Source organism: Plectonema cf. radiosum LEGE 06105 (assembly GCF_015207665.1).
Taxonomy (GTDB): Bacteria; Cyanobacteriota; Cyanobacteriia; order Cyanobacteriales; family Nostocaceae; genus Rivularia; species Rivularia radiosa_A.
In genome coordinates this window covers 1-20680 of the sequence record NZ_JADEWL010000005.1, presented here as the reverse complement: position 1 = coordinate 20680, position 20680 = coordinate 1, and the positions used below count along the sequence as shown (strand labels likewise).

Annotated in this window: 15 protein-coding genes and 1 pseudogene; 3 read left to right on the top strand and 13 right to left on the bottom strand. The window is 37.0% G+C overall.

Features of this window, described 5'->3' with window-relative positions:
- Window positions 1-166: 166 nt before the first annotated feature.
- A complete protein-coding gene (locus tag IQ247_RS02380; protein WP_193916657.1) occupies window positions 167-394 on the top strand; it encodes a hypothetical protein in 228 nt (75 codons plus the stop codon).
- Between the two features lie 547 nt (window positions 395-941).
- Here the strand turns inward: IQ247_RS02380 and rbp are convergent.
- The gene (gene rbp, locus IQ247_RS02375) at window positions 942-1241 is read right to left on the bottom strand and encodes an RNA-binding regulator (RefSeq protein ID WP_193916655.1); all 300 of its coding nucleotides are present in this window, start codon (window positions 1239-1241) and stop codon (window positions 942-944) included.
- 237 nt (window positions 1242-1478) lie between these two features.
- The gene (locus tag IQ247_RS02370) at window positions 1479-2339 is read right to left on the bottom strand and encodes a glycosyltransferase family 2 protein (protein WP_193916653.1); all 861 of its coding nucleotides are present in this window, start codon (window positions 2337-2339) and stop codon (window positions 1479-1481) included.
- 204 nt (window positions 2340-2543) lie between these two features.
- Here IQ247_RS02370 and cobO point away from each other — a divergent pair, with 204 nt between their 5' ends.
- Window positions 2544-3209: a cob(I)yrinic acid a,c-diamide adenosyltransferase gene (gene cobO / locus IQ247_RS02365; protein WP_228059417.1), complete on the top strand. Its 666-nt coding sequence runs from the start codon at window positions 2544-2546 to the stop codon at window positions 3207-3209.
- Window positions 3210-3299: 90 nt separating this feature from the next.
- On the opposite strand, the gene IQ247_RS32295 is transcribed toward cobO, so the two are convergent.
- The 10 genes from IQ247_RS32295 to IQ247_RS02315 all read right to left on the bottom strand — a co-directional run bounded on the left by IQ247_RS32295 (window position 3300) and on the right by IQ247_RS02315 (window position 18289).
- A complete protein-coding gene (locus tag IQ247_RS32295; RefSeq protein ID WP_228059416.1) occupies window positions 3300-4076 on the bottom strand; it encodes a hypothetical protein in 777 nt (258 codons plus the stop codon).
- Window positions 4077-4952: 876 nt separating this feature from the next.
- Window positions 4953-5936, bottom strand: a complete 984-nt coding sequence (locus tag IQ247_RS02355) for an RNA polymerase sigma factor, RpoD/SigA family (RefSeq protein ID WP_193916649.1) — start codon at window positions 5934-5936, stop codon at window positions 4953-4955.
- A gap of 930 nt (window positions 5937-6866) precedes the next feature.
- Window positions 6867-8603 carry a helicase HerA domain-containing protein gene (locus IQ247_RS02350; protein WP_193916647.1) on the bottom strand — a complete coding sequence of 579 codons (1737 nt, stop codon included), beginning with the start codon at window positions 8601-8603 and terminating at the stop codon, window positions 6867-6869.
- A gap of 360 nt (window positions 8604-8963) precedes the next feature.
- On the bottom strand, window positions 8964-9758 hold the full coding sequence (locus IQ247_RS02345) for a glutathione S-transferase family protein (protein WP_193916645.1): 795 nt from the start codon (window positions 9756-9758) through the stop codon (window positions 8964-8966).
- Window positions 9759-9999: 241 nt separating this feature from the next.
- Entirely contained in the window at window positions 10000-10986 is a 987-nt protein-coding gene (locus IQ247_RS02340; protein ID WP_193916643.1) for a glycosyltransferase family 2 protein, read from the bottom strand.
- 686 nt (window positions 10987-11672) lie between these two features.
- Window positions 11673-12545, bottom strand: coding sequence for a 6-carboxytetrahydropterin synthase (locus tag IQ247_RS02335; RefSeq protein ID WP_193916641.1), 873 nt, complete (start codon window positions 12543-12545; stop codon window positions 11673-11675).
- A gap of 198 nt (window positions 12546-12743) precedes the next feature.
- Entirely contained in the window at window positions 12744-13964 is a 1221-nt protein-coding gene (locus tag IQ247_RS02330; protein ID WP_228059415.1) for a sensor histidine kinase, read from the bottom strand.
- A 496-nt stretch (window positions 13965-14460) separates the two neighbouring features.
- On the bottom strand, window positions 14461-15159 hold the full coding sequence (locus tag IQ247_RS02325) for a J domain-containing protein (protein WP_193916639.1): 699 nt from the start codon (window positions 15157-15159) through the stop codon (window positions 14461-14463).
- Window positions 15160-15173: 14 nt separating this feature from the next.
- Window positions 15174-16136: a cysteine synthase A gene (gene cysK / locus IQ247_RS02320; RefSeq protein ID WP_193916637.1), complete on the bottom strand. Its 963-nt coding sequence runs from the start codon at window positions 16134-16136 to the stop codon at window positions 15174-15176.
- Between the two features lie 332 nt (window positions 16137-16468).
- Window positions 16469-18289 (bottom strand): iron uptake porin, encoded by a 1821-nt coding sequence (locus IQ247_RS02315; RefSeq protein WP_193916635.1) that lies wholly within the window; start codon window positions 18287-18289, stop codon window positions 16469-16471.
- Window positions 18290-18815: 526 nt separating this feature from the next.
- On the opposite strand from IQ247_RS02315, the gene IQ247_RS02310 reads away from it, so the two are divergent.
- The gene (locus IQ247_RS02310; RefSeq protein ID WP_193916633.1) at window positions 18816-19748 is read left to right on the top strand and encodes a bestrophin family protein; all 933 of its coding nucleotides are present in this window, start codon (window positions 18816-18818) and stop codon (window positions 19746-19748) included.
- A gap of 597 nt (window positions 19749-20345) precedes the next feature.
- Here the strand turns inward: IQ247_RS02310 and IQ247_RS02305 are convergent.
- A pseudogene (locus IQ247_RS02305) lies at window positions 20346-20680 on the bottom strand (photosystem II D2 protein (photosystem q(a) protein)); the annotation flags it as partial.

Here is a 20680-nt window from a genome sequence, read left to right as displayed (position 1 = left end):
CATATCCTCAAAATGTAAAATCTAAAATTGAATATGGCTTTCGATAAACTAGAAGTTTACGAGCCGGTGAAGTGTTTTTGATGACATTTCCCGGCTTTTTAATTGGTCAGATGTAATATCTCAAATCTTCCTCAATAAAACAATCGTGCAATAGAAAATAAAAACCATGACTACTAACAAATTTAATCCTCTGTTCAGACTCATTTTAAAAGCTCTCAAATACTTTGTATTTATAGTATTTGGTTTCATTTTTGCTGCTGGGTTATCTTCAATTCTTGGTACTTGGCAAATTGCTATGACTATTTTCCCCATAGTGTTTGCAATTATTTGGCGTTGTGGAATCATTTTAATTTGTTTAGCTGGAGCAGCAATACTTATAGAATCTTTTCGGTAGATAGACGACTTTACAGCCCGATTTTACATTAAAGTTAATTGGATTTTTAACAAGTTTTAGACAATATAAAATAAGGAAAACAAGATGAAGTGTTTCTGTAGAAATACAGCCATTAAGAGCAAAAGTCACAATTAAAAGTGAATCTTCTCGATGTATTATTGACCCTAGATTGGCAACAGATAGCATTAAGTACAAATCATGAATTAAACGTCCACCGTAGCGGTGGACTATTGATATATAAACCCGTGCAGACGGGTGCCGGTTCGTTTAGCCAAGGCAGCGCGCAGAAGGGGGAGTCTCCCCCATGAGCTACTGCCGCACGACTTCTAGTCGCCCAGTATGAATAAAAACTTGGTGTAAGATATTATTTAAACCCAAATACCATACCCAAACTATAAGTTTAGTGTTATGATATACTCTCGATCACACGCAGACTGTGAGATTTTTACCCATTAAAAAAACCCAAGCAGTCTTGCCTGAGCCGTTAGTTGATGAAGTTAATTTAGCAAATTAAAAAATTAACTATTTTAAGATAACTTAATGAAGTTTAGTAGCGGTTGCGGAAATTATTATTTCTACGATTACCACCAAAGGAATTTCTTTCCTCTCTGGGTCTAGCCTTATTTACTTTCAGGTCACGTCCCATCCATTCAGCACCATCAAGAGCTTCAATAGCTGCTGCTTCTTCATCTTCTGAACCCATTTCTACAAAACCAAAACCACGCACGCGACCAGTTTCCCGGTCAGTAGGGATTTGAACACGTCTTACAGTGCCATATTCTGCAAAGACGGCATTCAAATTTTCCTCTGTAACGTCGTATGAAAGATTGCCTACGTAAATCGACATGGATCGTCTCCGAAATCATGAGTGTGTAGAGATTTACATTTCGGAGATAAGTCTGTGAATGCTAAAAACAAACGCTGTCTACCGAATTAATTCTCCTTGGTAAGTATAACATACAGGTCAAATAATAGTGGTGAGAAATATTCTTGCAACTTTAACCTGATAAAAGCAGATATCTGATCGCGAACTTAATCTCTAATTAATGGGCAATGAACAGAGTAATTTCTTATGGTTGCTCGTTTAAATCGCCAAGTAATGATACTTTATACAACCTTGTAAATGTCCTCCCAACCAAGCCAAGTCTAATAACCATCTGACAAAGCTGTCTCGATCGCGAACTTTCACCAAAAATTTCAAAGGAAGAATTGCCGCATCTTTGGACAAGTTTCGCCATTTAATTAATTTAGGCATTCCCATTTTTTGATGCTTTTGATGCAGCAAAATATCATAACAGCCTAATCTCCAACATCTACGGTACATACCTTTAACAGTGTTACGAAAGCGAAAATGAATGACTGCATTTCCTGCGGACTCAAGTTTGATGCCGGTTTTTTGGATTCTCCAGCAGTAATCGATGTCTTGGAGTAACAGCATTGTTTGATCAAATCCACCGACTGAATTATGAACAAAACGTTTAACACCAAGATTGTTACCTGCTGCATATGGAAAATACACGTAATCTTTGATGCCGTTAGCCTCTCTTAATCCACAACAGTTTACTACCCATGGTTGATTTAGTTTTAAATAATCGCTACAACCCGCTACAAAGTCATATTTGGATAGTGCTTCTATCATTGCTGCTACCCAGGAGCAAGTGACTTCATCATCAGCATCGCAAAATGCTAAATTGTCTGATAAAGCTACATTTGCACCTACATTACGGGCATAAGCAGAACCTTTAATAGCTGATGCGTCAACTATACGTAAGTTAGGTAGATTCTGCTGATATTGTTTGACAATCTCTAAGGTTTGATCTGTTGAACCATTATCAGCAATAATAATTTCCCAAGGTTCGGAGCATTGCTGTTGGATTAAAGCCTCTAATTGAGCCACAATCGTATCAGCTGCGTTAAGACATGGAATTATTACACTTAATTTCATGGAAAATATTTTTTTGAGTACTTTAAAATTTACAATAAAAATTTGGTACTAACTTTTAATTAATGGTATTTTTTTTGTAAAGAAAAGATAATTAAATATAAATATCACAATAGGTTATTTTACCTAAATAATTAAAGTTAGTTATTAAAGTTAATTTAAAAGGTTATGGAACTCCTTTTTAAAAATACAAAAATACGGGGTATTATGAAAGAGAATCAAACTAGTTTAACCACATCTCCATCAGAGGATGCCCAAAGTAGCTCCCTAACGTCAGAACAGTATCGTAAAAAAATGCAGCGACGTAAAGAAGTGCAAGACCAAAGAATTGCTGACGCTTCACTGGAAAAAGGTTTAGTTATTGTCAACACTGGTAATGGGAAAGGAAAGACAACAGCATCTCTGGGAATGGTGCTGCGTTCCCTCGGACACGGATACAAAGTAGCGATAATTCAATTTATCAAAGGTGCTTGGGAACCTTCCGAAAAAAAAGCATTTAGTGCTTGGAAGGAAAACGGACAGTTGGTATTCCACGCCATGGGTGAGGGATTCACTTGGGAAACTCAAGATCGCGATCGCGATATTGAAAAAGCTCAAGCTGCTTGGGAAAAGGGATTAGAATATATTCGCAATCCAGAATACAAGTTGGTTTTGTTGGATGAAATTAATATCGCTATCAAACTCGGTTATTTGAGAGTTGATGAGGTGTTACACGGATTATCACAAAAACCTGAACGAAATCATGTCATACTTACGGGTAGAGGCGCACCTCAATCTTTAATCGAGCGAGCTGATTTAGTTACCGAAATGAATTTAATTAAACATCCTTTCCGCGATCAAGCTGTAAAAGCACAACCAGGAATTGAATATTAGATAATGGATAGTTGTTGGTGGATAGTGGTTCATCTTAGCTGGTCAACAACTATTAATTATTAACTATCTAATAACCTTTAGACATCCAAATCACTCAAAGTTTGCTTTACAGGCTTTCAAAATACGTCGATCATCATCGCCAATGTTATCAAGTTGATAATAATCTTGTAATGTAACCGAATAGGCGTAGTTGTCTAAATTATCTTCGTTTGATTGGGGTAATCCATATCTTGAAGCCACTTGAGTTGGGTTAATATCACCAGCATAGCCTTTAACTGTCATCGCTATTTCTCCTGAACTATCTAAAGTTCCTTGGAAGCAATTAAACTCGGAAGCAGGCATATACATTGCCCCTACAACTTTACTGCTAATTTTTTCAAAAATGATATATCCTTTACCAAATTGTCCTGTTTGCCGTGAAGCTCCATAAAGAAATACACCATTATCGTGAGGAAAATTTGCTCTCGGTATCGCTCCTTTGTTCGAGGCTTTATCTTCACTAATTCTTGCTTGAGTAGTAGATAAGCTTTCTAATTCTTGTGCTAAACCTTCCGAAGTCCTATTTCGTTGCATCCAAGTATAAGTTTCTCCAGGAGATACTCTAGCGGTAGACGACGATTCAGAAGACGAATTATCTAATACTCTTCGCAACCGCGCTTCTTTAGAAATTCCTTCGGAAGCAACTCCAGAACTGTTTTCCATCCAAGTAATTGTTGGTGCTTGTTTTTCTGTTGTTGCTTGCAGTCGATAAATTTGTTTTGATAAAACTGGCTGTGCGCGTTGACTTATTGCACCAATGGCTATCACTAAGCCCAATAGAGGAACTGCAAGAGGAGGTGAAATCAATTTGTTAATCTGTTTAAACACCAGATTTCTCCCATAAATAAATGGACGTTTATTTTTCACTCTGTAAGAGGCTGTTTGATTTTCAACTAAGTATGTAAATGCGATCGCATTATTAAAAGCTTAATTTATATTGTCTGAGAAAAAAAACCGTAATTTATTAAATTTTCTGTTTAATTTTTGAATGTTAACTTTATACTACTTACACTACCACTACTATAAGTGTTCGTATTCATCCTAATGGTTGACTCGGAAGGCTGAATTGTAAAAATAAAGTATTCTAAAACATTTGTTAAATTTGTAAAAAGATAAATCATTAATTAAAATTTATAAGCTTTGTCATCTTTCCATTTACATATTTTAAATCGCAAATACTGATTAAAATAGTTTAATCTTTACAGAAAAAATATGATTAACGCCAGAGTTTCAGTGATTATAGACAATGAAAAATAATTTTTCTTAGTTGAGAAAATTTTATCGTTAATAATTTATTTCGTAGACTTTTTTACCTCCGCACAAAATTTCAAATAGATACTCCCCGTAACAAGTGCGTTTACCTTGCTGATCCTTTGCGTTTCAAAGTCAAACTTCTCAAACTTTTCTAGTATCCGAATGGAAATTTGGACGGGCAAGGATGCTCATCCCACAAGAATGTTAACTTAAAAACCTGACTTTTGATTGTGGGACTATATAGCCATTTTCAGTTGAATAGAATACACTCATAACCTCACCCCCGTCCCCTTATAAGGAGCAGTACGGCTGAGGTTCTACGAACTGTATTGCACTCAACCGAAAAGGGCTATATTTATCAAATTCATGTTAAATATTGCTAAAATTACCTAAAAAAATCGCCCCCTTTTGGGAGGCGCATCGCGGTTAATATGTTGGTATATCTAACTATTAACTTGCGACATATTCCTTAACATTGCCACGACGACGACGTAAATGAGCAAGTGCTTGATGTTCCAATTGACGAACTCTTTCGCGACTCAGGCTTAAACGTTCCCCAACTTTCGCTAAGGACATTTCATTACCATCGTTTAATCCAAAGCGTAAAATTAACACTTCTCGCTGTTGAGGAGTTAGTTCCGCTAATAAGTTTTTCAAGTCTTGACGTAAGAACTCTTGAGTTGTGTAATACTCTGGTGATGGGCCGTCATCTTCAAGCATTTCTTGCAACTCAGTATCTTGGTTGTCACCCACTCGCACATCCAAAGAAACTGGTTGACGTGCCATATTCAAGTATTCGCGAATTTGTGCCGGTTCCAAATCCAACTCCTTGGCAATTTCTGCTGGAGATGGCGATCGCCCTAATTTTTGAGCAAGTTCGCGCTGTACTTTCTTGATTTTGTTGAGCTTTTCGGTGATGTGAATCGGTAAACGAATAGTTCTTCCTTGCTGCGCGATCGCTCTTGTAATCGCTTGACGAATCCACCAGTAAGCATAAGTGGAGAACTTATAGCCGCGAGTAGGGTCAAATTTCTCTACACCCCGCTCTAATCCTAAAGCCCCTTCCTGGATTAAATCCAGAAACTCCATGTTTCGCTTCTGATACTTCTTGGCGATCGCCACAACTAAGCGCAAGTTAGCTTCAATCATTTTTTGCTTAGCGCGTTTACCCTCAAAAACAGTCTTTTTCAGTTCTGTTTCGGGTAAATCAACTTCCTGAGTCCATTCTTCTAAGCTAATTTCCCGTCCCAGTTTCTTTGAAGCAGCTTCTTTGGCTTCAACCAGCTTCATCATTTTTTGCACCTGCTTCCCGAAAACAATTTCTTGCTCGCGGGTAAGCAAAGGTACTCTACCAATCTCGCGCAGATAGGTTCGCACCATATCAGCCGTAAATTTGGTATCGTTTTTTTCTGTTACAGTGTTTTCGATGGGCATTGGTGCGTTTTCCTCTACTCCGTAGATACGATGAGCATTTAATTACTAGGGAGGGTATGGGAAATAAATATACTAATTGTGGAACCAGCGGGAAATACCAACTTGTCAACTCCCAACTTGTACAGAGAACTTACAGACGGTAAACTTTCCCCATTAGTTCCTCTGCCTCCCCCTATTTATCAATCCCCTAGAAGTAAACTTTTTATGGTTTCAACAATTTATTTTTTTCCTTAGTCGCTAAGGGCGACGCTTAAATATGAAGTCAGTATGAGTTTTACTTAATCTAATATTACGACAAATTTTGTCGTTAGTAAAGAGCTTCAAATAAATCTTTCCATTATAATACATTCAGGGATTAGTTGCCAAAAAAGAGAACTAATATCTTTTTTGCTTGCAGTTCCATATATATATATTGACGTGAAAAAGATCAATCCGGTTCTCCGCAAATAGCCGGATTACCGAACTTAAGAGCATTTGTCGTGGGTGGATGTTACTAAGTTAATATTTTTCGGAATCACTAATTATGAATTTGTAGTTAATGGGTTGTCGCTTTATCAGTATTTTCGCCGTTCCAAGTCAAATACTGCTCTATCTAAAGATTGGTTTTGGATATTCAAAAAGCGATCGTACTACAATGTATCGTTTACTTAAACCTTTGTGCGAGTAAAACTTATCAAGATTTCACCTTAACCAAAAAAAATAGATAAAAATGTAATAGTATTACACTGCCATTATTTTCAAATCGCGTCAAGGAAACCAAATAACAATTAGGAGTTGGTAGCACCGGAGTTAGTACTACCGGAGTTTGGAAAATATTTTTTGTAGTGGGAGCATCTTGCTCCCTATTTTGTAACGTCCTATGCCCCATGCCCATGGTCTATGCTCCATACTCCATAACCCATGCTCTATGCTCCATGCTTGATTTATTTATTAAAATCCCAAATCTGCTTTTGCTAATTTGGCTGCTGCGAATACTTCTTCATCTGGTTTTGCTTCCCAATCGGGGTCGCCAATCTCCTGATAAAATACGGAATCGTAAGGACGGGTACGCACCACTACCGGCATGGGAACGGCATGACCTAAAATCAAAGCTTGCTGTTTGGAGTCTAATTTTGCTAAAACTGATTTCAAGCCTCCAGCACCGGAAACTCCTGTAAAAATTGCATCAATATCTTTTTCGTCGTTGAGTAAGGCAGTGATGCGGGTACCAACTTGGGACATGACTTCATTATCTATCCCCGAAGGTCTTTGGTCTACCACTAACAAAGTGACAAAATACTTCCGCATTTCCCGAGCGATTGTACCAAAAATTGTACTTTGTACTATCGCCGAGTCAAGGAAACGGTGTGCTTCTTCGATAGTAATCATTAACTGTAATGGTTTATCAACGGGATTTTTGCTCTGCAAAAACTTTTCTGCTTTACGAACGTATTGTTGGTGAATCCGACGAGTAATCATGTTCGTCACCAACATATAAGAAAGCATATCCGACTGAGAACCAAATTCCACTACAACGTTTTTCCCAGCTTCTAGGGAATTCATAACTTGATTAATATAGTTGTGCGGACAAGCAGCACGCATATACTTTAAATTGTCCATCCGCAGTAGTTTGCGCTGTAATGCGGTAATTGAACCTTGATGTCCCCGCTTTTCTTCGCAAAACATTTTGATTTCTTCGTTAGTCATGTTCAGCAATTGAACAATCCAAGATTTGCCATATTCAGCATGAAGAATATTGGCATTATCAATGCTCGCCTCGGAAAGTCCTAAGTCACGAGAACATAACTTAATATCTTCAACTTCAATTTGGTCGTAGCTTAAATAAAGGTCTTGAGCGTGAGGTACACCACGACGTTTTGTAGATTCTGGGTCTAAGGTGTAAACTTCTACATTGCTGGGAAACAACTGTTTTAAACCTTTGACAGTACTCAAATTCTTTCCTTCGGAAACCGCTTCCCAACCGTATTCCGAATGCATATCAAAAATTAAATTTACCGCTGCATTTTTTCTAATTGTCCCAGCCAAAAGTAAGCGCGTCAAAAAAGATTTACCCGTCCCAGATTTACCAAAAACGCCGTTACTTCTTTCTACAAACTTATTTAAATCGATGCACACGGGTACATCCATGTCCAAGGGTTGACCGATAGAAAAATTCTTTCTTTGCGGATCGTCTTCCCAACCAAATACCCGGCGAAAGTCATCTTCAGAAGCGTCGTAAACTTGGCTAAAATGAGTGGGAATTGTTTTAACCGGCATTAATTGCATTGAAGTACTAGTTTGGGCTTGAAACGATGCCAAACTAGTATCTACCGCTGTTTTCAATTTGGCAGACTTAACATCTAGATTAAAATCCGATTCATTTGATTCGGGAGTAAACATCAACATCGGCGAGAGGTTAATAGTACCATAAGTACCGCTTCCCGCTAAAATATCGCGCATAAAAGTATCTTCCCAACTCGGAGGATAAGCCACAATCCTTTGATTAGAAATTCCTAAAGCCACATCTGTCAGCATACAGAAAAATCGCGATCGCACCCCTTGGACAACCAGAAACTTACCTACCCGCATATCTTCAACTAAAATATCGGGGTGTAATCTAACTTCCAATCCCCCAGCTAAAGAACCTTGAATAACTGAACCTAATGGCTGTCTGCTAATAAAATTCATATAGATAAGTGCATTAGTTTATATGTTCTTCTTAAAAGAATTTTAATTGCACTGTATCAATTATGCGAATAAATAAAATTGGTAATTGGTAATTGGTAATTGGTAATTGGTAATGGGTGAGTTGGATGTTCGCTTTTTCGATTGCTGCTTAAATCATAAGTAAGCTATAAAAACTTGATTTTTCGTGGGGTAAGAAGTCGGGTTTTTATAATGATTGTCTGTGACTATAGATATTTATCCTAAAAACCCGACTTCTGTGATAATCGTCGAATTCACGTTAACGAGGTTAACTAGGTAATTCAATCCGTGAAATCAGTGTAATCATGAATTAATCCGTGGTTAGGAATTACCCTATAATATTTAGTCAATTTGAATCGATGTCGGCGCACTAGGGTTGTTGATAGTAGAACCGATTATTGGTTTGCGAAATTGAGCGTAAAGTCGATCGCGCCAATCAAAAAATGGCTGGTAAATTGGATTATCAGCTAAACCTGGAACTCCTTTACCTTTAACAGTTGCTGGTAAATCTAAATAAGCACCATCGGGAAATTTTAACAATATTGATAAACCTGCAACTGCAAAATCAGCAAGATATGGTTGATCGCCCAGCAAATAAGGACTATCTTCTAATATCAAAGTCAAAGCTTCCAAATCTTGCTTTAAATCTCTCATCGCACCTTGTACCGCATCGGGGCTGTAGCCGACTCCCAAGCCCAAAACTTTCAGTATGTCACTAGGTACCCCTTCCACCAATGTTTTCAGTAAATCTGGCGTTGAACTGGGTAATAAAGATTTACGGAAGTATTGGTCTTTACTAATAGCAGAAAATAAAGCCTTTCTACTTTTGGTACCAATGGATTCATCCGCCCATTCTTCTAACATTAAGCATAATCCCCGAAGTTTTGGGTCTTGCGGCATCAGCGGTCTTTCGGGATATTGTGCGTCTATATACTTAGCAATTTCAGTAGAATCAGATATATATCTACTACCATCTTTGAGTACGGGTACTTGACGTTGCCCAGTTTTTTGGAATAATTCTACTTGTCCAATTCCCGGTGTTACCTCTATTTTGCGGTACTCTAGACCTTTATAATCTAGAATAAGACGCACTTTTTCTGAGTATTGAGAAAGTTCAAATTGATACAACTCAAGCATGATTAGTGGGTTGAAAATTTATTGACCTGTTGACCTATAAATTCTACAACTATATTTTTCTTAAGAATAATTTCAAGAGATAAATTGAGAATTTACGACTTGCGGATTATGCCGAAAGTTAGTCTAGATAAGTTAACTCCTAGAGATGATAATCTCCCGTAAAGTCTACACATAGGCAATATTATAATAAGTCAACAATTACCCATTACCAATGACCAATTACCAATTACCCACTATTAATTCACACAGCTAACAATTTACGTGCTAATGGTTTAGGAATAAAACTAATTAAAAATGCAGCTATAGTTCTTTTATTAAACTTTTGTTGAATCAAAGTACGCAAAAGTAAAGGTCTTGCTTCCGTTTCCTTTTCATCCCGTAATAAACCAATGGCTAAAGTAGTTTGTGCGTGTAACCATTGCTTGCGAAAATAACTTTTAAACTCTTGTAAAGCTTCATCTTCCATAAATTGATGAAAACAGAAAATTGTCGCTTTCGCTCCTCTAATTTTAGCTTTGGTATTTTTACTACCAATATTCATCGTTTCAGATAGTGCATGGACGCGATATTTACTCAATCTTTCTGGAAAATAATAAGCTCCACCACCATTGCGACAAGCCATATAAGTTAAAAATAAATCCCAAAAAGGTCCCGCTTGAGGAGGAAAATTATCCCAATCGATAGCATCTTTCCGAATCACTGCTGCTACAGAACTAGCTACTGATTGATTAACTAATGCAATTTCATAAAAGGGTTGATAAATTCCTTCTTTTAACTGATTGCGCTTCCACATTTGAGTGCATTCTTGGGTAGCTTTATCATCAATATTACTATTTTCATCTATGATATAATGGTCGCAAAAACCTAATACCAAATCATGATTATTATCAAGTTGTGGAACCAATTTTTCTAAGAAGTTGTCATTCCATATATCATCATCATTCAGACTAGCAATATACTTTCCTCTTGCAACTTTTACCGCACTAATAATATTGCTAGCAACTCCTAAATTTTCTTGATTTCGCCGAAATATAATCCGTGAATCATCAAAAGATTCTACTATTGCTTGGGGACTTTCTGGACTACAATCGTCTGATACAATAATTTCAATATTTTTATAAGTTTGATTAAGAGCGCTTTGAATCGCTTGTTTCAAATATATTGAACGATTGTACACTGGCACGATAACGCTAACTAAAGACTGTTGATAATTCATTTGTAAGGACATAATCTTTTTCCTAATATTTTTAATATTAAATAACCGAATATCAATTGCAAAAATAAGTAATCTTGATTATCGGTCACTATTTGGATATGGTTAAAGATGCGGCTCTTCTAAATTTCCACCTGATAAACTTTAATTACAAGTAGATTGGCAGATAATTAATATGTGTTTTAGTTATCATCAATTACAAGGAAATCGGCACTAATAAGTGAAACTATCGAAATAAAACTGAATTTCTGAATATGTTGTGATCAAGCGCACATAAAGGTAAATGCTATCTCGCTTTAATAGACGCTACGCTAACGTTGCAGTTCCGAAAGGAATACAGTTCATTAACATTATACTAAGCTAATTATAAATAGTTTGCTAATATTGTAGATATTGAATTTATCAACGAATAGTATCTAAAGGTATATACCTAAGTATATATTTTATATTTTCAATATAAAAATCAAAATCAACAAATAGGTCAAATTATCAAACGTAACAATACAATATGGTTCTAAATAAAACAAGTTTAACTTATACAAATAACTTAAATGTATTGTATTTAGCAGAATAATTGGATAATTTATTGTCAAGAGTTGGTTGCGATTTTACAGATTAAATTAAAAAATAAACCCTAAGAAATATTCTCAGGGTTCTAGTTAAAAAACTTATTTTCTAAATCAATTGATTAAAAAGAGCCGTTACAACCTGACTAAAACAGGTTCATCTTGTGTCATCATACTTGAGTTAGATTTTTGAGTAGTACAATAAATTTCGCAGGAATTGTTGGGACTTTCAATAAGTTTAACCTTATAAAGCGTTGCCCCCAATTCTGCAATGGGTTGATTTAATATATTGCTGATATAAAGGGCAATATTTTCTGCTGTAGGAACTACTTCAGCAAAATAAGCGATATCCTTATTTAGGAAAGTATGGTCGAATGGTTCAACTACATAATCATCTATAACCTTATTTAAAGCGCCTAAATCAACTAACATACCTGTACGCTCTGCAATTTCACCTTTGACGGTAATTTCTAAATGGTAATTGTGTCCGTGTCCGTGGGGACGAGCGCATTTTCCGTAAATCTCGAAGTTTTCTTCATTACTCAGTTTCGGACTCGCTAACCTGTGAGCAGCGCTAAAGTGAGTACTTACAGTCAGATAAGCTTCCATTGAGTTTCCCATATAATCTGCCCAAAGTTGAGGATGTTCAAATAACTGCACACGAGTTATAGGTAAATAAGGTGATAACCGTTTGTAGATAACTCGTGAAATATTTTCAGTTGTCGGTAAAGTTTCTTGGAACTCTTCCCATACGTCGTTAAGATACGAAAAGTCCAATTGATTGGTAACTTCCCGTTTAATTACCTGTTTGACGTTAGACAAATTGAGTACCATTCCATATTCGTCTAACTCCCCTTCAAGAGAGACAAATAAAACATAATTGTGTCCGTGTGCGGGGAAATTAGCACAAGCACCGAATTTCTCAATATTCTCTGCTTCGCTTAGTTCAGGGAACCAATATCGATGACTTGCCGAAAATTGAGCGCGGCGATTTACAATGCATTCCATGAGTGTCTAGAAAACAGAACTTCAAATTTCTTAACGTTTTACTGCTTCCAGGATAAACTAATTTTTGTACTAAATGCATTAGCTTCTATAAATCATACTAATTCACTCGCAAAGCAAATCCTTTGAAACGTTAGAATTTCTGCAATCCTATTTAAACTAAATAATTTAAGAAATAACTAAAAAAATAAAAGCAAACTATTATCTAGGAATATGAATTACAAACTTGGTGCCTTCACCTTCACAAGAAAAACATTCTAAAGTTCCACCATGAATTTCTGTAATAATCTGATAACTAATTGAAAGCCCTAAACCAGTACCTTTACCTTCTGGTTTGGTTGTAAAGTAAGCATCAAATAACTTTTTTCGCACTTCTTCCGACATTCCATAACCGTTATCAGCAATCATTATTTCTACAGTATTAGAATCTATTAATCCCGTACTAATACGTATTAAAGGAGCCTCATCTTTACTTGCTTCTACTTTTTCATCAAATACATCAATAGCATTCGAGAGTAAATTCATAAATACCTGATTGAGTTGTCCTGAATAACAATCAACTTCGGGTAAATTACCGTATTCTTTGATTACTTCAATCTGAGGACGAAATTCGTTAGCTTTCAATCGATGGGACAAAATCATCAAAGTTGTATCAATACCTTGATGAATATCGGTAGTTTTTTTCTGTGTTGCGTCTTTACGTGAAAACTTACGTAGCGATTGCATAATGTTGTTGATTCGCTCAATACCCAGATTCATTGAAGCAATCATTTTTGGTAAATCTTCTAATAAAAAATCTAAATCAATTGCTACAATTTTTTGAGTAATTTCTTCTGGTGGATTAGATAAATGTTTTTGGTAAAGATTTAATAGACTAATTAAGTCTTCTAGATAATTATTAGTATGTTCTAAATTACCGGCAATAAAGCTGACAGGATTATTAACTTCATGGGCTACACCAGCAACTAATTGTCCCAAAGATGAAATTTTTTCCGTCTGCATTAATTGAAATTGATATTGTTGCAATTGACGATTTAAATTTCGCAATTTTAGCTGTACATTTACCCGTGCTAGGACTTCTTCCTGTTGAAATGGCTTGGTAATATAATCAACTGCTCCAAGTTTAAATCCTTTAATTTTATCTGCCGTATTTGTGAGAGCAGTCATAAAAATGACGGGGATATCTTTATTTTTATCATCAGCTTTTAACCGCCGGCAAGTTTCAAATCCATCCATTCCCGGCATCATGATATCTAATAAAATTAAGTCGGGAGAGACAATTTCCAGCTTTTGCAATGCACTTTCACCGCTGTTAGCAACTAAAACTCGATGTCCGTGTATTTGCATTACATGAAACAAAAGTTCAATGTTATGACTTTTATCATCAACAATTAAAATCAGGTTTTCTTGTATTTCCATCATATTGACGTTGAATCACTTTTTTGTCTTAATTTGAAAATCCCTGCTTCAGCAAATTCATAAGTTTACCTCCAACAGCTTCGTAATTAAAATGAGTTTTATTTGGTTTGGCTTTTATACAAGATTGATGGAAAAAATTAAACGATTCCAGTCAAATGTAAAGTTTACATAATCCCAGATACGGAATCTAATTGGTTACTAAGAGTAATGCACATCTCAAACATACTTTTTTTAGAATAATGATTACAAGTAAAGTAACTTAATCTAAATTCAACCGATAATTTTATATTTCCCATAAATATTTATTTGGTTAAAAAATAACTATGTCATCAAAAATCAAGTAAATTTTATAAGCATCTATTTACAGCAAGCGCATAAAATCAGGTTAGTCCTATTTTATACTTGTATATTTGCGGAAGAAGTTTAATATTATCTCAAGATGCAACTATAAAGCAAATAAAATAATTACAGTATACTTATCTAACTAATGTTTCATGCTTTATTTGTAAGCACCCATAGAATCTTGTGCTTCGTCATATAGCTGTGTTGCAATACGAAACATTTCTTGTCCTGTGTGCAAGTAACTTTCATCGTAGTTGAGAGGAAAATATTTCATTTCTCCCAAGGCATCACTAATTTGATTCAAAGTATAGTAAAGGTGAGCCGCAGCTCTGGCTAAACTAGGGGGATTGGGTAAAGAACGAAAACTAGTTTGTGCTTGCTTGAGTTGTTCCGTACAGCTTTGTAAATAGTTTTGAAAGTTTTCTAGCAACTCATCGTCAAAAGGATCTGCGGCTAATTTATCAATTTGCTCCTCTAAAGAATTAAGAATATTGCACACGAAACTATTAACCGGCTGATATACCGATCGCAACCACTCTTCGATCTGCTCATCAGCATATCGTCCCGTCTTACGCCTCTTTTTGTATTGCTGTTGTGCTGTTTGAGTTCGTTGCTGTTTTTTACTATGGGGTTTTTCAAAACTGTAATGCAGTTGTCTGTCGTAAGATTGTCGGCTTCGAGTATCGCTCAATACTTCGTAAGCAGCATTAATACGGATGATTTGCTCACTATCTGTGATTTCTTGATTAACGTCGGGATGAAACAACTTTACCAAGCGGCGATAAGCTTGTTTTATTTCCGCTTGACTGGCATTACTATTAACATTAAGAGTCTCGTAGTGATTGGATTGTGCCATTCTTCAATTGTTCGTTAGTTGATATTACTAACAGATTTGACCTCTAAATCTTGGAACAAGGGGGTACTTAAGTATCTTTCCCCAAAACTAGGCTGAATTAACACAATTAAGCGTCCTTTGTTTTCTTGACGTTTAGCAACACGAACTGCCGCACACAGAGCCGCGCCAGTGGAAATCCCTGATAATAACCCTTCTTCTCTAGCCAACCGTCGTCCGTAGGTAATCGCTTCACTATCTGTTACCGTAACCACTTCGTCAATCAACTCCACCTTCAATATTTGAGGTACAAATCCTGCTCCAATTCCCTGGATTTTGTGGAGTCCTGGTCTTCCTCCAGATAATATTGGACTGGAAGCTGGTTCAACAGCGATCGCCTTAAAATTGGATTTACGTAATTTGATGACTTCTGCTATACCCGTAATTGTTCCGCCAGTTCCTACGCCGGCAACAATCATATCCACTTGTCCATCTGTATCCTGCCATATTTCTTTAGCAGTTGTTTCTATGTGTATTCTCGCATTTGCAGGGTTACGAAATTGTTGGAGCATATACGTATGAGGAGTAGTATCGACAATTTTTTGTGCTTGCCGAATTGCTCCATTCATGCCTTCGATTCCCGGCGTTAATTGTAGTTCTGCTCCATAAGCTCGCAACATTGCTCGTCGTTCGCAACTCATAGTATCTGGCATTGTCAACACTAATTGATAACCTTTGGCAGCTGCTACCATCGCTAAGGCTATTCCTGTATTTCCGGAAGTCGGCTCTACTAACAATGTTTTCCCAGGAATAATCAAACCTTCTGCTTCTGCGGCATTAATCATACTAGTGGCAATTCTATCTTTTACCGATGCAGAAGGATTCATGCTTTCCAACTTGATGGCAATGTTTGCTAAACAGCCCTCTGCTTGGGGAATGCGATTTAACTGGACTAAAGGAGTATGACCAACAAGTTCTGTAATATTACGAGCAATACGCATTTCTTATGATGTAATTTATATTTAATTTGAAACTTATAATTGGTAATTAAACTAGATAGGTAATAGGTAATAGGTAATAGGTAATAGGGTTGGGGGAATAGGGAATAGTTTTATAACTGAGTGGTAATTATATAAATAATTTTGCTTAACTCATAACTCAAAACTCCTAACTCAAAACTCCTAACTCAAAACTCATAACTCCTAACTTTTGACTTCTGTATTATACTCCGGTTATCCACTGGGATTTGCTGTTTATTCTTCAAAAAATAAATTGCTCCCCATTGATTAACGGAGAGCAACTGATATCAAACTATTAGATTTTCCTTAGTTCTCTAGAATGTAAAGGTAGTTCTGAGAGTACCAATGAATACATCTTCATTATCGCTGTTCTGTCCAGAAGATGTCTGATAAATCACGCCGGGTGTGATGGAAACGTTATCGTTGACGCGATACTTATAAAATCCTTCAATGTGGTAAGGTACATCAGCATCATTACGACCATCAGTAGCTAAAGCTCTGTTAAGAGAATAGGGTTGAGCGCCTCCGAAGATACCCAAAACATTTCCTCTTCCACCGAAGTCAGGTAAAGCGATACCAGCACCCCAACTCCAAGCTTCATAGTCATCACCAGCACCGAATCCGGTAACATCGTGGTAAGAAACAAAACCACTGACTGAGAATCTGTCACTCGGTCTGATTGCAGCAGCCAAACCGTAGGAGTTACTAGAAGATGGGTTATCTAATCTATTTGCCTGAGTAGTACCGACTACAGGAAGGAAACCAGTTTGACCAGCTGCATTCGTCGTTGTACCTGCAAATCCACCTGCATCGAATAAGTTACTACCAGCACCGTGATAACCGTGAACATAGGTTGCCGCTAATGCAATCCGGTTGCTGACGTTGAAGTTTAATTGTCCGAGGGCTGCGTAGTTACCGTTGAATATACCCGCGCCAAGTGAAGGATCGTTAGGTTCGGAAGCTAAGTAACCAACAGTTAATGAACTGGGGCGGAGAATACTGGTACCTTCACCAAACTTAATATTTAACGCCGCACCAGCACCACCACCGATTCTATAAATGGGACTTTCTGAAGCAAAAGTAGACAAAGCACCGTTACCACCATCGTAATCCTCAAAGTAAGGGTTTACGGTAGCAGCATAATCGCTATGAATACCTCCGGTAGCAGCAATATAAAGTTGAGCAGGACCAAGATTGGTATAGTAAGCCAACCAGTCTAATTTAACGTCATTGCTGTTACTCGCATCACCAGTTAAATTAAAGGTTTGGAACCCTTCACCACTAGCATCGATAACACCATCACCGTCTACATCCGTACCAGTATTCAAACGTCCTGCATTACCAGTAGCTAAACGGGTATGCAAAACATCTTTACCCGTAAAGCTGGTTTGCAAATCTAAACGAATTCGGTTTTGGAAAACGGTATTGTTCTGGTCATTAACGCTATCGCCAAAAGCATCTGTTAAAGCAAAAATCGCTTCACCAGCCAGCTTGGTTGTTGTGGAGAATTGATTCGCTTCTATTTCAGCTGTTCGAGCTTCTAAAGCATCTACTCGTCCGCGTAAAGTTGCTAATTCAGCAGAAAATTCTTCTTGCAAGCGCTGTAAGGTAGCCAAATCTTCTCTGGTAACAATATCAGCAGTCGCGGTGGCAATCAATTCGTTAACTCTGTCCAAGCAAGCATTCAAACCTGCTGCAAATTCGTAACGAGTTAAAGCCCGGTTGCCGCGATAGGTACCGTTGGGATAACCTGCTATACATCCATAACGCTCTACCAAGGATTGTAAAGCTTGGAAAGCCCAGTCAGTTGGCTGTACGTCAGAAAATTGCGAAACGGAAGTTACTTGGGATTGACTTCCATTTTCTTGTCCTTCGCTACCGTATTTAGTTACTTCTTCTAAAACGTTGACTTCAGTTTGTTGAGCTTGAGCCAGCGTTTGTGTTGCTTGGGAATCTACCGAAGCTGAAAAGACTGATGGTGCTTCAGTTTCTATTTTCTCTGCTTGAGAAACGTAACCGTTCGCAACCTCAGATTCAGCAGTCTTAGAAGCCGCGATCGCAGTTGTTGAAACTAACAATGTTGCTCCGAAAACTGCGGGACTCAAAGCCAAGTATTTCCACACTATATTAGACATTCTTCCTATTCTCCTCACACCTTACACGGATAATTTACTTTGCTGCAAATTTTGTTAAAAACCCACTCTGAGAGTGGAACTTCTAAATGAGGCATAGTGACCCCATACACAATTTTAGTTTTTGCTAAGCTAAGAAACGATTAAATCTAAGTAAAGAACCATGTAATTAACTTATGCAAAAAACCATCCTCTATAGACTTTAATTATAAGACAAGTAAAACATAAAGCAATATATGGTCAGATTGTTAACTGTCACACATTAAAAGTAAACAGAGCAAATAGATGCTAGCTGTTTAACTTTTCTTATTAGCGTTTTATTTATCTCTTTTTACAGTATGTTTACTACTTACCTCTAAGTCAACCTTGAAAACATCTAAAGCTGAGATCGAAATAAACTTAACAAATACTTAACTAATCTAACTCACGGATTATAGTAATTAGTTTAAACAAGTAAATATGAAGAAAATACTTGAATTGTATTATTTTAATTTATATCTTAAATAAATATAAATATTTAGGTACCTGCATGGGGTCACAAAAATTAAGACAATTGCGCTTAGCGTTCCGAATAAAAGGTACAGTTATTACAAAAATTTATCATAGATTTATATTCTTTGGTGTTTTTGGCGAGTTTGTTTCTCTGCTTTACTACTTAAATTTACCTGTATCCCAACCCATTTTAGGTAGCGTGATTCCCAGCATAGTCCTGGGATTATTACTAGTTTTTCGTACAAATACAGCCTACGACCGTTTTTGGGAAGGCAGAAAAGCTTGGGGAGATATTGTTAATGATGTCAGAAATTTAGCCAGATTGATTTTGGTATCTATTGAGCAAGTATCTCCAGAAGAGCGAAACGAGAAAGTTGATGCGTTACATCTATTAGTGGCTTTCGCGATCGCAACCAAAGTGCATTTACGTTCTCAACCAGTGAATAATGAATTAAAAGAGTTAATGAGTGAATCTAGGTACGTTAGATTACTGGGGATGAATCATCCCCCCTTGGAAATAGCTTTTTGGATAGGAGATTATTTACAACAGCAAAGCAAAAACGATCGATTGAATAATTACCAATTAATAATGATGCAAGAATTGATAAATAGTATGGTAGATAATTTAGGAGCGTGCGAACGTATTTTAAAAACACCCATACCCTTAGCTTATACAATTCATTTAAAGCAATTGCTATTACTTTATTGCTTGCTGCTGCCTTTTCAATTAGTAGATCAACTAGGATGGGGAACTGGTTTTATTCTTGCAGTAATTAGTTTTACTTTATTTGGGATAGAAGCTATCGGCTTAGAAATTGAAAATCCCTTCGGTTTCGATGATAATGACTTACCTTTAAATGCTATTTGCGATACCATGAAACGCAATATCGAGGACTTGATTAGTTTAATACCTGTAGCTGCTTCGATTGATCGCCAAGAAGATAATTCAGTTGTATCCAAGCTTTATTAATTTGCCACTTGAAAATTTAAAACTTATATAAAAACTATCCGCCCTTACTTAAGTCAGTTGACTTAATGTAAGGGCGGTCTAGCGGGTCTTCAAGTTGCAACCTGACTGCCGGAAGAAACTCCAGTTCAGCCTCGTCGCTTAAGTTAAACTAGCCTTTTAAAAAGACTAAGGCTAACTCCTAGAGAACAGCTCCGGCGCACAGCCGGTTTCCTGCAACTTGATGACCCATGCGTATACTACTTTCTATCATGGGCATCACCTCCTTGTTGCCTAAGTGGCTTTTAATCTCAAACAAGGCAGAGCAAAATGCTCTTTCTTTGTATGTTGATTTTAATATAACACATCTTATCGGGAATATGGTCAATAATCTATCAATTGTGGATTTTAAATTTTGGATTGTTTTATTGATTTATCAGGCACTCAGCGGTACACCGCTGACCGGCGTTCCTCGGTCAACATGAAATTTTTTTCATTACTCCTTATCCTTACTCACTTACAAGTCAGGTCTGCACAATAAAAAATCTCCGCCCAAAGACGGAGATTAATTAAACTGATTTGATTTTGATGGCAGTCCACCAAAAATAGACGAGATCGAAATTACAGTGCGTTACCGCGAGGTAGAACTTCTTCGGGGAATACAAACTGTTCGTGGGGTTGGTCTTGAGGAGCCATCCAAGCGCGGATACCCTCGTTGAGTAAAATGTTTTTCGTATAGAAAGTTTCAAACTCTGGGTCTTCTGCGGCTCTCAATTCTTGAGATACGAAGTCATAAGCACGTAGGTTCAGCGCTAAACCGACTACACCGACTGCGCTCATCCATAACCCAGTTACTGGTACAAACAACATGAAGAAGTGTAACCAGCGTTTGTTGGAGAAAGCAATACCGAAAATCTGAGACCAGAAACGGTTTGCTGTCACCATCGAATAGGTTT